General features: G+C 46.2%; 15 protein-coding genes. 4 read left to right on the top strand and 11 right to left on the bottom strand.

Annotation, left to right across the window (positions count from 1 at the left end):
- Window positions 1-148: 148 nt before the first annotated feature.
- Both LBPC_RS03750 and LBPC_RS03745 read right to left on the bottom strand, forming a co-directional pair.
- Window positions 149-676: a YtxH domain-containing protein gene (locus LBPC_RS03750; protein WP_003593690.1), complete on the bottom strand. Its 528-nt coding sequence runs from the start codon at window positions 674-676 to the stop codon at window positions 149-151.
- A 14-nt stretch (window positions 677-690) separates the two neighbouring features.
- On the bottom strand, window positions 691-1,119 hold the full coding sequence (locus LBPC_RS03745) for a DUF948 domain-containing protein (RefSeq protein WP_003564040.1): 429 nt from the start codon (window positions 1,117-1,119) through the stop codon (window positions 691-693).
- 408 nt (window positions 1,120-1,527) lie between these two features.
- Here LBPC_RS03745 and LBPC_RS03740 point away from each other — a divergent pair, with 408 nt between their 5' ends.
- Together LBPC_RS03740 and LBPC_RS03735 are read left to right on the top strand one after the other, a co-directional pair.
- Window positions 1,528-2,403 carry a mechanosensitive ion channel family protein gene (locus LBPC_RS03740; RefSeq protein ID WP_011674287.1) on the top strand — a complete coding sequence of 292 codons (876 nt, stop codon included), beginning with the start codon at window positions 1,528-1,530 and terminating at the stop codon, window positions 2,401-2,403.
- A 60-nt stretch (window positions 2,404-2,463) separates the two neighbouring features.
- Window positions 2,464-3,366 (top strand): DUF368 domain-containing protein, encoded by a 903-nt coding sequence (locus tag LBPC_RS03735; RefSeq protein WP_016383701.1) that lies wholly within the window; start codon window positions 2,464-2,466, stop codon window positions 3,364-3,366.
- An 85-nt stretch (window positions 3,367-3,451) separates the two neighbouring features.
- Here the strand turns inward: LBPC_RS03735 and cbpB are convergent, their stop codons facing one another.
- A complete protein-coding gene (cbpB, locus tag LBPC_RS03730) occupies window positions 3,452-3,937 on the bottom strand; it encodes a cyclic-di-AMP-binding protein CbpB (protein ID WP_003564036.1) in 486 nt (161 codons plus the stop codon).
- 323 nt (window positions 3,938-4,260) lie between these two features.
- Between cbpB and LBPC_RS03725 the strand changes: the two genes are divergently transcribed.
- On the top strand, window positions 4,261-4,998 hold the full coding sequence (locus LBPC_RS03725; protein ID WP_003564035.1) for an MIP/aquaporin family protein: 738 nt from the start codon (window positions 4,261-4,263) through the stop codon (window positions 4,996-4,998).
- Between the two features lie 62 nt (window positions 4,999-5,060).
- Here LBPC_RS03725 and LBPC_RS03720 read toward each other — a convergent pair whose 3' ends face one another.
- Window positions 5,061-5,585, bottom strand: coding sequence for a YfcE family phosphodiesterase (locus tag LBPC_RS03720; RefSeq protein WP_003574139.1), 525 nt, complete (start codon window positions 5,583-5,585; stop codon window positions 5,061-5,063).
- On the bottom strand, window positions 5,582-7,036 hold the full coding sequence (gene racE / locus LBPC_RS03715) for a glutamate racemase (protein ID WP_003593686.1): 1,455 nt from the start codon (window positions 7,034-7,036) through the stop codon (window positions 5,582-5,584). The genes LBPC_RS03720 and racE overlap by 4 nt, the downstream gene beginning before the upstream one ends.
- A 418-nt stretch (window positions 7,037-7,454) precedes the next feature.
- On the opposite strand from racE, the gene LBPC_RS03710 reads away from it, so the two are divergent.
- Window positions 7,455-7,949, top strand: coding sequence for a DUF2507 domain-containing protein (locus tag LBPC_RS03710; protein WP_003662955.1), 495 nt, complete (start codon window positions 7,455-7,457; stop codon window positions 7,947-7,949).
- 141 nt (window positions 7,950-8,090) lie between these two features.
- On the opposite strand, the gene dltD is transcribed toward LBPC_RS03710, so the two are convergent.
- The 6 genes from dltD to trxA form a co-directional block, all read right to left on the bottom strand.
- A complete protein-coding gene (gene dltD, locus LBPC_RS03705) occupies window positions 8,091-9,362 on the bottom strand; it encodes a D-alanyl-lipoteichoic acid biosynthesis protein DltD (protein WP_003593683.1) in 1,272 nt (423 codons plus the stop codon).
- Window positions 9,359-9,604 (bottom strand): D-alanine--poly(phosphoribitol) ligase subunit 2, encoded by a 246-nt coding sequence (gene dltC / locus LBPC_RS03700; protein WP_003662954.1) that lies wholly within the window; start codon window positions 9,602-9,604, stop codon window positions 9,359-9,361. Before dltC ends, dltD begins: the two co-directional genes overlap by 4 nt.
- A gap of 68 nt (window positions 9,605-9,672) precedes the next feature.
- Entirely contained in the window at window positions 9,673-10,890 is a 1,218-nt protein-coding gene (gene dltB / locus LBPC_RS03695) for a D-alanyl-lipoteichoic acid biosynthesis protein DltB (RefSeq protein WP_003564026.1), read from the bottom strand.
- A complete protein-coding gene (dltA, locus tag LBPC_RS03690; RefSeq protein ID WP_003574134.1) occupies window positions 10,890-12,410 on the bottom strand; it encodes a D-alanine--poly(phosphoribitol) ligase subunit DltA in 1,521 nt (506 codons plus the stop codon). Before dltA ends, dltB begins: the two co-directional genes overlap by 1 nt.
- 67 nt (window positions 12,411-12,477) lie before the next feature.
- On the bottom strand, window positions 12,478-12,627 hold the full coding sequence (locus tag LBPC_RS03685; protein ID WP_003564021.1) for a teichoic acid D-Ala incorporation-associated protein DltX: 150 nt from the start codon (window positions 12,625-12,627) through the stop codon (window positions 12,478-12,480).
- A gap of 497 nt (window positions 12,628-13,124) precedes the next feature.
- The gene (gene trxA, locus LBPC_RS03680) at window positions 13,125-13,436 is read right to left on the bottom strand and encodes a thioredoxin (RefSeq protein WP_003564019.1); all 312 of its coding nucleotides are present in this window, start codon (window positions 13,434-13,436) and stop codon (window positions 13,125-13,127) included.
- Window positions 13,437-13,441 lie beyond the last annotated feature (5 nt).

Genomic DNA, 13,441 nt, shown 5'->3' with positions numbered 1-13,441 from the left:
CCCCAACCTGCCTGATCTATGAAGTACCACCGATTATGGCAAATTGACAATAACTGATGCGAAAAGCGACAAACGTCTTGCTCCAATCATAGGAACAATCCGTTTGTCGCCTTTTTTTCATCAATTGTGACTAAGTGATGCATGTCTGTTACTTATCATTTGTCGCAGATGCTTGCGGTTCATCAGGTGCGACACTGCTAGCCGGTGCGGTATCAGTTGACGCTGGTGCAACTGCTTCTGGTTCTACTGGTTCTGGCACTTCATCGGTGCGAGTGTCACTGCCCTCGTCATCATCTTTAGCTTGCGCAAAAGCACTTTTACCGTCAAGAACAATGTCATCAAAGTCTGCTGATGAGTCCACATCTGTTGCCGTATTCAGTTGATCACGCAATTGCTCGGTGGCAGCATCATAGTTTGCCAATGCTTTAGAACCATCAGCATCGTCGCCTTTACGCTTCAATTCATCAACAAAATCTGTGGCACTTTGTTTCCAGTCAGCGCTAGCTTCTTTGGCATAATCGAAATAATCAACTGCCCGATCTGCCAAGTCTTCAGAAGCATGCTTCACACGCCGCTTCAATTCATCGCTTGTTTGTGGTGTTAATAAATAAGTGGTGGCTAAGGCACTAGCGGCACCGAATACAAATCCAAGCAAAAAATGTCCTTTTTTAGCCATGATTCTTCCCCCTGCTATTGATCGTTATGTTTTTTCTTCGTCAACATTGAAAACGCCTTGGCACTCATACGAGCCGCAACGGTCGCCTTGGCTCCGTTCTTGGCACCATGCGCAACACGCTCAGTTAAATTGCGCGTTGATTGATTCAAATCGGAGACACTCTCACCAAGTTCGCCGATCGCAGTAAAGACGGGGTCAATTGCCGCCACCTTACCGTTCACGTCCTCAAGCAGGGTGTTGCTCTTAGCCAAAAGACCTTCAACTTCCTTCGTCAAAATGCCAAGCTCTCCGTTGATCGTGTTCAACGTCTTATTCGTCTCGGCAACCGTGCCCTTAACTTCTTTCGTCACACCAGAAACACGAACCGCAATAATCGCAATTGCAAGTGCAATAATCAGAAACGCAATAGCCGCGATAATCCAAGCAATCTCTCCACCTGACATCCAACACCCTCCTATTTCAAACCAGTTGATTAAAACAATCATAACATCGTGACAAGAACGGTGCAAAAAAATTAAGAGCGCAAACCGGCGCGCTTAGAAACTGGAACGTAAGTGGCCTTGGGCGTGATGACCGGTTTGGGGTCATTGCGTCCAAGGTTCTTACGTGGAAGTTTCTGCGCCGGTTTGCGCGTTTTGGCGAGCAGCCCCGTTCAGAAACCGGAGTGTAAGTGGCCTTGGGCGTGATGACCGGTTTGGGGTCATTGCGTCCAAGGTTCTTACGTGGAAGTTTCTGCGCCGGTTTGCGCGTTTTGGAAAACCTTACCGCCCACTCAAACCAAATCTCCCAGCACACACCCACCGATTCTGGTAAAATAGTGCCAATGTAAAGGAGGCAGTCACGTGATACACATGATCGTCACAGCAACAACCGTCAACGAGCAAACCAACGTTTGGCTGAAATATTTTACAACCATCGATTGGGATAAAATCGTAGGCACTTTTATCGACAAAGTGCTGTCGTTGCTGTTTTTCACCGTCTTATTTTTAATTTTGTACCGGCTCGGCCGCTTTGCGCTCAATCGCACCTTTAAAAGCTATCAACGACGGGCACATCTGACAGGCACCCGGGTCAAAACAATTCATGCGTTATCGGTGAATGTTTTTTTCTATCTGGTACTCTTCTTCTACCTTTACGCCATCTTATCGATTCTCGGCGTACCAGTGGGGACACTGTTAGCCGGTGCTGGGGTTGTGGGTTTGGCAGTTGGTTTTGGGGCACAGGGATTTGTAAACGACGTCGTGACCGGCTTCTTCATCCTTTTAGAAGCACAATTTGATGTCGGGGATGTCGTCAAACTCGGCACCATCTCCGGTACCGTGACCAATGTCGGTTTGCGGACGACGGTGGTGAAGAGTTCCGATGGGACTGTCAATTTCATTCCCAATCGCAACATCACCATCGTCAGCAACCTTTCGCGAAGCAATATGCAGGTGCTGATTAAATTGCCGCTTGCCCCAAGTGCTGATCTCGATCTAGTTCGGAAAACCATTGAACGTGTGAATCAAGATTTGGTACCGAAATTTACAACCATTACCGAGGAGCCTGACATTCTTGGGCTAACTGAAGAAAAGAATGGTGCTTTCACCTATCAGGTTCTTTTTTACGCCGAAAATGGCGAACAAGTGAGCCTGCAACGCACTTTCTTAGGCGCCTACGTTGCTGCCTTGAATTCTGCAGGCATAAAAGTTGTCACACCGCCGTTAAACTTGCAAAGTGGTTCATGAACCACCGTGCCATTGTCACGTTATCATCAAGCGGCTTAACCCAATTCAAAAGGAGATGTTATGCTAAATTTCGTTAAAGGTGCCATTATTGGCATCGCACTTGTCATTCCAGGACTTTCTGGCAGTATTTTTGCTGTGGTCGTTGGCCTCTATGACCGATTGTTAAATGCGGTCAACCATTTTCGCGATGATCCAAAAAAAAATATGCGGTTTTTGACACCGATCGGGTTGGGTGCTGTGATCGGTATCCTGCTTTCCACTAAGGCGGTTCTGGTCGTCACCACCCGCTGGCCGCTGCCAAGCTATGGCTTCTTTATTGGTTTAGTGCTGGGTATCGGTCCGTTCATTTACCGTAAACTGACAACCAAAAAGTTTTCATGGTGGTACTTACTACTAGTGGTCTTTGGCTTCGTTGCCATATACGGGCTGGCTAAGCTTGGTGGTACTGACCCTGAGAATCTGATTGCCATTAAACGTTTGACAAGTTTCAGCAATGCTGGCGTCATGGCTTTTGCCGGTGTTTTTGCAGTTTCACTGATGGCAATTCCCGGTATTTCTGGTTCAGTCATGTTGATGGTGATTGATCAATACGGTACGGTTTACAATGCTGTGGGTCAGTTGGGTGATGCTGCTCGTGCTGCTGCATCCGGCAACTGGCCCGCGTTTCATACGGCGATGGGATCAGTTGCCTTGTTGCTCCCGTTCATGATTGGGGCTGCAGCAGGTCTGATAGCAGTAGCTAAATTGATGGCCTACTTATTGGCCCATTTTGAAGCACAAGTCTACTACGCAGTTTGCGGCATTGTCTTGGCAGCAGTCGTAATTCTTATCGAAGCTGGTATCGCCCCTTATTGGCCAGCCACCGATCACTTCGGCGCCATCGCCATGGTTGTCATTAGCCTCGTCATCGGCGTGCTCGCCACCATTTTCTTAGACAAACCAGATGCTGACGAGAAAAAATAAGTTTGGCATCACGACTGTCACTGAATGTGCTCGCTGATATAAAAAAGCGTCGCCCTGCTTTTAGCAATGCGACGTTTTTTCTAAGTTAAGATTCTTTAGGTACCGTAACTGTTAAGGGTTCTAATTGAAAATTCTTATCTATGTTGTGACCAATATTATTGATCCCCTTCATAACTTCACGACGGGTGACGATGCCAGTAAAGTAACCATCTTGGACAACCGGAATGAATGGGTTATCGACGAGCAAATGTAGGACATTTTCCAAGTCGTAGGGATCATCAATGGTCGCGACCTCTGTCTGCATCACATCTTTGACTGTCATTGTATCTAGTGAATTAAAACTCATGTGATCAAGGCCAAGCATGGTCTCGGTAATCATTGGCAGTGAGATGAGCCCTTTGAATTTTGAATCATGATCGAGGACGGGAATTTTCGCATACCGCACCTTGGTCAATACCAAAAAGGCATGACTCAAAGGATTGTTTTCAGACACAGTTGCAACCATGTCGGCTGAAATCATGAAGTGATGCCGATTTTCGATCAGCATATTGGCAATGACTGGATTTAACATATGAGCAACTCCTTTATTGACAGTCCTATTTTACCTGAGTACGCCTAAAAATTCAGCTTCAGGCAACTTCTTTATTTCATCTTAACGCTTACGTTACTCGCTGCCATCCGTCAAAAGACGGACAATTGGTTAATTGATTCAACCATCTTTCGAGCGAATTCGTCCGATAATGCGCAAAGCAGCGCATTCGCAGGCACAGAAACCTGCCCACGCTTACTAGTCGTTTAAATGGACGGTTCCCCAAAAAGTTGGTACACTATTTTCAGCTATATTTATACTTTCATAAGCTTTTGGGTATTATTTTAACTACTTGGAGGAAACAAATGACATACGATCTAGGCGTGCGTTTAGCCGCCGAATTTATTGGCACCGCGATTATGGTGCTACTGGGAAATGGCTCTGTAGCCAACGTTGATTTAAAAGGGACAAAAGGTAACGGCTCTGACTGGTTGCTCATTGCCGTGGGCTACGGTGCTGGGGTGATGATTCCTGCGATGATGTTTGGCGCGATTTCAGGCAATCACATCAATCCCGCCTTTACCCTTGGACTCGCTGCATCTGGCATGTTCCCATGGTCAGAAGTCTTGCCATATATTGCGGTACAGATGGCTGGTGCCATGTTCGGTCAGTTATTGGTGGTTGCGGCCTACAAACCGCATTATGATCTCACAACCAATACACAGCATGTTTTAGGCACCTTCAGCACGATCAGCGCCACCAAGAGCAAGCTTAACGGTTTCGTCAACGAGTTCATCGGGTCCTATATTCTTTTTATCGGTGCCCTCGGAATTACCAAGGCTCCTTTTTTCCAAAATAATCTGGGTACTGCCCACATGGGACTGGGTTTTCTGGTCGCGACCTTGGTTGCCTCGCTAGGTGGACCAACTGGGCCAGCCTTGAACCCGGCCCGTGACCTCGGTCCCCGCATTCTCCATGCACTGCTGCCGCTTAAACATAAAGGTAGCTCCGACTGGGGATACTCATGGGTACCGGTTGTTGCTCCGATTTTAGCAGCCATCCTAGCCGTCTTTACCTACAAAGTTCTATTCATCAAAGGCTAGCCAAAAAGATCTCACCTGCAGATCACTGTCAATTGACAGCGTCCTGCTAGTGAGATCTTTTTTTAATCGTGCTTCCTTGAAAAATCACGACTTAATTCTGGCACGATTGCCCCATCACGCTTCAAAAAATCAACATGAACGTTATCCGCAGTAAATTCAACAGTGGCATAAGTTCCGCCAAGGTTGGCAAACTGGCCACGCGGCTGGCTGATAGAACCGGGATTAAGAATCACAATCCCCGCATGTTCCTCCACACCCAACTGATGGGTATGCCCGAAAATGATCAGATCAGCATGAACCCCTTCGCCCGCAGCGATGAGTTTATCTAGGCCAAAATTAACCCCAAAACGATGTCCATGGGCCATGAAGACTGTCACACCTTGAATGGTGGTCGTGATTTGCATGGGAAAATTAGGATCATAGTCCATGTTGCCTTCAACTGCCTCGTACTGCTGAAAAAGGCCATCATCAGCGGCTAATTCTGAGTCACCGGCATAGAAATAGCCATCAAGATGCGGCTGTTGTTTCAACAAAGCTGTGAGAATCTCTCGATCACCGTGGGTATCGCTAACTGCTAAAATTTTCATCCGTTTGCCTCCAACCATGTTTGCCAAACATCTTCAAGTGCCCTCATTGCGTTCCCGCGATGACTAATTTGATTTTTTTCTTCAGCGGTCATTTCCGCCATTGTCTTCCCTAACGCTGGAACAAAAAAGAATGGATCATAGCCAAAACCATCTGTGCCACGTGGGATCGCAGTGATTAGTCCGCTCACATCACCATGTACCACCAAGTCTGCTTCCGGATGATCCGGTTTAGCAAGCACCAAGGTAGTATGAAAAGTCGCTGTTCGATCATCTTCCGGGACATCTGCCAAGGCTGCCAATAGTTTGGCATTGTTAGCTGCATCGTTGTGACCATCGCCTGCATAACGGGCTGAGCGAATACCAGGTTGCCCGTCTAAAGCATCGACCATCAACCCAGAATCATCTGCAATCACCGGCAACTGCAAATCTTTGGCATACTGATCGGCTTTTTGTCGGGCGTTCTCCTCAAATGTTGTGCCAGTTTCGTCAACTGTTGGCACGCTTGGAAAGTCGGCTAGACTCTTCACCGTGATGCCAGCAGGTTCAAACATTGTTTTAAATTCTTTAATCTTTCCTTGATTTTTGCTGGCAACGACAATCGTTTTACCCTTTGCTTCAGGCACTGTATCCATAGCGTGGTCTGCCTCAGCCTCAATGTTGACATGTTTGGCGTGCATCGGCGCCGTCAGTTCAAGCCAAGCTTCGCCAAGTTCGTCAAACATTGATGGTGCCCCGGTTGTGTAATATTCGTGAGTTGGGGTGTCGCCGCTGTTGTTTGCTAGATCAAAATAATCAAGTAGCATGGAAACATCATTCACAGTCTCGGCGCCGGAATCAATTAAGGTCACTTGATCACCCATCACATTTTGAATCAACGGGCGCAGAATCGGGTAATGTGTACAACCTAAAATTAACGTGTCAATGTCTTCATGCAGCAATGGTTGCAAGGTGTCAGCCACCACCCGTTTAGCAATGGGTGAGTGGGCTTCGTTACTTTCCACCAATGAGACAAATTTAGGGGCCGCCAGACTAGTTAGTCGAATCTTCGGCGCCTTTGCGCGTAAAGCCTTCACATAAGCACCGCTTTTAACGGTGCCTTCTGTGGCGATAATCCCGATGTGACCAGTTTGCGTCGCCTTCAGTGCCGCCCGACTGCCGGGTTTGATCACACCGATGACTGGTATGTCTAAGTTAGCCTTAATTAAGGGTAATGCCGCTGCGGTGGCAGTATTGCAGGCAATGACGAGCATTTTAATATGCTTTTTAAGCAAGAAATTGACCATCTGCCAAGTAAACGCCTGTACTTGTTCGGCAGGTCGCGGGCCATATGGCAAACGAGCCTGATCGCCCAGATAAACACTGCTTTCAGCTGGCAGCTGATGCAACGCCTCTTTAACGACTGTCAGCCCGCCGACACCAGAATCAATAAAGCCGATTGGTTGCTTGTTCATGAAATATTCTCCTTTTGAAACAGGTTTGCAGGGATGGCAAGCAAAGTAGTTCATGTTGCCAAAATGTCTGCATAGGATTCTCTTTAAAATGTTCTGCCTCACGGGCTTTGGGTGAAGCTGTAGAGGTGTGAGACAGATCGTTTTTAGCCGCATTTCTAGGTCCGAGAGTTTGCGTGTAAGGACCTTGGTCGCAAAATGGCCCTCGGGGATCCGCTAAAACGCGTTCGCAGGCGCAGGAACCTGCACATAAGGACCTTGAAGCTAAATGGCCGCTTATGCTCCGGTTTCTAACCGCGCCTGCTCACGCTCTCTGAAACTTTATTGTGAGTTTTCTTGTTAAAAATTGCAAGCGTTGAGAAAATCATGTTTTGCTTTGAATTTTCCGCTATACTAGACGAATAGAAACAGGAGGCACAACATGGCAAAATCTGACTATACCACCCTGCTGAACCTTCCAGGCTCGGTTTCGTTCTTTGCGTTGACAGCGATGCGTGATCTCATGCTGCCGAATATGCTTGGCGAGGAACAGCACAACATCCTTTATTGGGCTGGGCGCGATTTGGCTGCTAAGTTGCCTGTCGATGAGACAGCCATTCCGCAACTGTTCACGCAGGTTGGCTTTGGCGCGCTCACCCCGCTCAAACAAAAGCGGCAGGAACGGCAATATTTACTCGCTGGTGACGTTGTGTCAACGCGAATTCGTACATATGAAGATCCTGATTTTCAATTAGAAGCAGGGTTCTTGGCGCAAACACTGCAACAAGTTTTAGGTTTTGCAGTCGAAGGCGGTAGTGCGATTCAACGTCGCGAGCAAAACGTTGTTCTGACCGTTGTGATGGATAATCAAGATACCCAACCGCGAGCTGAACATCTGATTGACTTGGAAACTGATCACCAACCAACCAAAAAATAGGCTAAAAGACTCGTATCATAATTGACTGTCCTATTTTTGGGTTTGCATGCTTACTGCTCAATCAAAAGGAGTCTAAACGCAAGCAGTTGCTTACGTTTAGACTCCTTTTTGAGTATGATGCTTTTTGAATCTCGACAAGTTTTAGTTCAAGCCATTAGCACTACGCTGCTGCCACCGCGTTGTGTAAAAGTCATCATTCAGCTTGTAGTGCACGGGTGCAGCCTTGGTGGTTTTGAGAAATGGCCGGACAGTTTGATCCATCTTCAGCCAGCCACGCCAGCCAATGTGAATCGTGTCTTCCATGAAGTATGGCTGAGCACCATCTTGACTCAAATCAAGAACGTGATTAAAACCTTGGGACTTCAGTTGATACTTTAACTTGGTAACCGTGTTTTGAATCATCCCGAGATCCAGACCAGTATAAGCGGCCCACTTGGCATTGATCGGCGGAATGACGAACAGTACCTCCATGTGCTTTTTTGCATACGTGTTCAATACCAACTGTAGATCTGAATACTCAGGTGATTTCACATAGCTCCATGTTGCCTGAGAGCCTTTTAATTTAGGCAAATTACGCTTAACCCGTTTGGTGTAGAAATCATTTTTCAACTCAAACGCGTTGTTCGTCGTTTCGTTCATCCCATCCTGTGTTGCCAGACCATCCAATACATCAGCATCGTAAGTACCTGGTAGCGTCTTGGCTGCTTTGGTTAACTTAGGTTGATTATTATCCAAGAACAGCTGAGAGAATAAAATATCCTGATGGTCAGACATGGGTTCCTTGATTTGTTTCAAATACCAGTACTGACTGTCAGATAACTTCTGCCCTGCCGCAATATTCTTCAAAGCATCATTGGCGATGCGATCAGAGTCAGCGGATGGAAATTGTAACAATCGACTAGCAGCATAACGATCAGCCTCTGAGTTAGGATTCGCTGATAACAAGAAGGTTGTCATTTGTGCAGGCGAAAAGAAGTAATCAAACTGCGCCTTGCGAACCCCGCCAGGAACGAACCATTGCGGTGACAACACCATGACTGCCTTTTTCCCATTCACATGTTGTAACGCATTGATCGACAAGAAGTGCGTGAGATCCTGCGTGCCAGCCATCCCCATCAAGAATGGCCGATAGTTGCGATGATACTTTTGTGCCAGGACAGAAGGATGAAATGCATCCATCCGCGACAGCTCGGATGACCCGATAAACGGAACATAGTTTTCGGCCATGGCTTCATTTTTGATATTCTCGCCTTTAAGCACGTTGGCCGACATAGAGCTGGCCGCTTGTCTAATCGTTGCTTGGCTGCTGCGGCCAAACTTAAATGGCACGAGCATCAACGCAGCGACCAGGATCACAGCGATCAGCAGCGGGCCAAGTCCGCGCCAAAGGATCTTCCCGATCGGTTTTTTCATTGTGCTTGTTCGACCTTTGCGATGATTTTGTTAGGGGTATCCCATTGACTACGATCAAATTCAGAAACAGGTGCTTCTACGCCGAACTGGCTTTGCAGTGCCAACAACAGTTGTACCGTCCCCATTGAATCTAACAAGCCGGTTTCAAACAGATTCAGATCCAAATTTGTCTTCACATCATCAGAACCGGTTAAATCTGCCAAAATATCTAAAACACCATTTTTAATTGCTTCGTCAGCCATTATTAAGTACCTCTTTCTTTTTAATCCGCGACTTGTCGTCACAGCGACAAGCCTGTACCAACGTTACCTTAATGGAACCAGAGTGTGTCTAGGAATCCTGAGAAAATCAGGAATGAGAAGCAGACAGCATTAGCGGTCATGAAGATCGCAAAGTAATGCGTTGCTTTGTTGTGCGGGAAGAAGTCTTTGTGCTTCTTCTTGAACCGCAGCCAAGCGTCTGTCAAGTTGATCAACATCGCATGGAATAGTCCATACGTGATGTAATACCAAGTTTCCCCATGCCAGATACCCATAATCAGGAACAACACCAGATAGCCGACAAAGGCTGTCCAGATCCGTGATTTAATCAACTTATGCTTCATCATAAAGAAGACAAAACGCATGTAGATATAATCCCGGAACCAGAAACTTAGGCTCATATGCCAACGATTCCAAAAATCCTTAATGTTGTATGACATCCACGGTTTATTGAAGTTCATTGGCGTTTCGATCCCCATCAAATACGAGATCGCAACGGCGAATAAACTATAACCAGCAAAGTCAAAGAACAGATAGAAAGAGTAAGCATACATCACACCTACGACCGGCCAGCTTAAGCCTAGAAATGCGCCGGTACGACTGACCATGGCCATATGTTCAACCGATGGGAGCCATAAAGTTCCAAAAATGTACCCAAGAATGAACTTGTACAAAAATCCAAGCATCAAATAATGCATTGCCTTAGTAACTAACTGGGCATAATGCTCTGGATCAGGGACACGATCATAGTCTTTGATAAACCGGCGATACCGGTCAATTGGACCACTGGAAATTGTTGGGAAGAACAGTAGAAACTGAATGAATTTCCACATGTTCAAATCTTTGATTGACCCATCCCGAATTTCCATGATGGTACCGACAACCCGAAATGTCAGATAACTGATGCCCAAAAATCCAAGAATGGAACCATGATGTTGGAACAACGGTGTAAATTTGACAACGACTAATTGGGCAATGCCCAAAATGACGCTGAGATAAAAGACTGCCGTTGAGTTTTTTGATCCTTCTCGCGTACGATACTTGAAGTAGGCATAGACCAAGAGCAGATTGAAAACAACATATCCCAACAGTGCTTTACCTTGCGGCCACTTATCGGCATCAAAGATCATCACCAGAAAAACGATTGAGAAAAGACTCTCGTACCAGTGCATCCGGAAACCCTTGAACATGCCAATGATAACTGGCAGTAAAGCAATGATGAGATAAACAAAGTATTGCGGATTCTCATATGGTTGTAAGTTCAGCATTAATGATTTACCTCTGCAATCAGCGCTTTCCGATCGACTTTGCCGTTGGCTGTCAGCGGTAATTTGTCACGATAGATAATGCGCTGCGGGATCATATATTCCATCACCATTTTGCCTAGCTCAGCTTTTACTGCCTGAGTGAGCTTCATATCGCTTTCGAAGTCATTGGGCTTCGCCACTGCAAAAGCAATCAGTTGAGCAACCTTATGATCCTTGTTGTAGCGCGGTACCGTTGAAGCTTGTTTGATGTAGGAAACCTGATTCAAGTTATGATCAACATCTTCAAGCTCGATTCGATAGCCATGCAGCTTAACCTGAAAGTCAGTTCGGCCACGATAGAAAATCATGCCATCCTCAGTCATCGTGGCTAAATCGCCTGACCGATAGCCGCGTTGACTGCCAACATTGAAGAAAGCTTTGGCCGTTTTCTCAGGATTGTTAAGATACCCCTTTGAAACACTTGGTCCAACAATCATCAATTCGCCTTCGGTACCCGCTGACACTTGATTGCCTTGCTCATCGACAACGAAAATTTCCGTATCCGGTTTAGCAAAACCAATTGGCAAACGCGGATATTGATCCACAATGTCCTGCGTAATTGCCATTCCTGTGACCGCCACAGTCGTTTCGGTTGGGCCATATGTGTTATACACGGTTGCCTTTGGAAAACGGGTGATCAACTCCTGCGCCGTTTTATTGACCAATTCTTCACCACAGAACAGGAAATGTGTCAAATCAGGGTAATTATCTTGATTGAAATTAGGATCAAGCAAAGCAATTTCGGCAAACGACGGGGTTGATACCCACTCATTCAAACCTAGCTTAGGTAAGGTTGCGAACAACGTTTTGAAATTGTCCGTTACTTCCTTTGGCAATGCCTTAAGCGTACCGCCCAAAACCAATGTCGGGTACAAATCCATGACACTCAAGTCAAAAGAATAGGGTGGCTGTGACATGGCCACAACGCCTTCCTTGAGACCAAAATCGGAAATGTTCCAGTTCACGTAACTCAACAAGTTATCATGACTGATCTGAACACCTTTAGGTTTGCCGGTTGTGCCGCTTGTGAAAATAATATAATAATTGTCATCGCCAACGACCGCATGTTGCAATGAACTAATGGGTGCATGCGTCTTCTCAGCTTCATGCAACTCTGGTGCGCGAATAATCTGAACATCCGGAACTGCAATCGGCAAAGGCGCTACTTCGATGATAGCCGGTGTATGGGCGACATCCTGCACCTGCGTGATCCGCTCATTGGGGCTATGGGTATCAATCGGAATGTATGCATGCCCAGACTTGGAAAGGCCCAAGAAAACCTCGACCATATCGAAAGTCTGACCGCCGTAAACAATGATCGGCTCATGCTCAGGCAAGGTTTCAGCAAAAAAGCCTGCCAAGCGATCGCTACCTTCTTTTAATTGTGCGTAAGTGTACTGTGTGCCTTCATAATCGTAAGCAACGCGCGTTGGATGTTCCGCGGCGACCCGATCGATCGCAGTAATCACATTATCGATCATATTGGCTCTCCTCCTCTTTAGACGCGTTCACTGGCGCTCCGGTTTCTAGTCGCGCCAGTTCACGCTTTTAGAACTCGTTATAAATGAATTTACTGTTATTAATCCCGCTGTAGCCGTAGAGATAAATCAAGACCAACAGGATAAGAAAATACGTAATGGTCCAAAAAATAAATCGAAAAGTGGGATTCTCCCACATAGCTTTTAATTTTGCGAACATGATGCCACCCCACGTTTTTATTTACACATTCATTATAGGTTTTCAGAAAAAATGGCGCCAACGAATTGCGTAACAATGAGCTAACAGTTTCGTAATATGAGAAGCGTGAGCCACCGCGGTTAGAAACCGAAGCATAAGCGGCCTTGGGCGTGATGGCCGGTCTTGGGCCATTGCGTCCAAGGTCCTTATGCGTAGGTTTCTGCGGTGGCGAACGCGTTATGGAGCCTAAGCTATCCCTTTTTGAAACTGGTATGTAAAGCAATTATGCTGCCACCGTCCCAAATACCCACACAATGACTTAGAAAAATTTTAACATAACTATTGATATCCTAGTTATTTTTAGACCAATTCATCAGCATCAAGAAAATCTTCAATATTTTAAGTTTTGAAATTAACGCCTGTCAGCTTCATCTTAAGCGACATCCCATTCAACATGTTTTAGTGCAAAAAAACACGCATCGACCAGTAGCGTCGATGCGTGTCTGTTCACTTATTCATTAAGCCGTATATTTGTTCAAGGTTGACTCCAACTGATCCTTGGTTTGATAGCCAACAAGCTTCTCAACAACCTCGCCATCTTTTTTGATGACCAAGGTTGGAATGGCCATAATGCCAAAAGACTTTGGTGTCTCTGGATTGGCGTCGACGTCCATTTTCACGAATTTAACGTCATCGCGACTTTCTGCCAATTTGTCGATGACCGGACTCTGCATCCGGCAAGGGCCGCACCAAGTCGCCCAAAAATCTGTTAGGGTGACGCCAGTGTCGGTCTCCGTCTTGTAGTTTGAATCTGTTACTGCTTGAACCATGAACG

This window comes from Lacticaseibacillus paracasei subsp. paracasei, assembly GCF_000829035.1.
GTDB lineage: Bacteria > Bacillota > Bacilli > Lactobacillales > Lactobacillaceae > Lacticaseibacillus > Lacticaseibacillus paracasei.
Note: the sequence above shows the minus strand (reverse complement) of the source record. Positions and strands in the feature narration are given on the sequence as shown.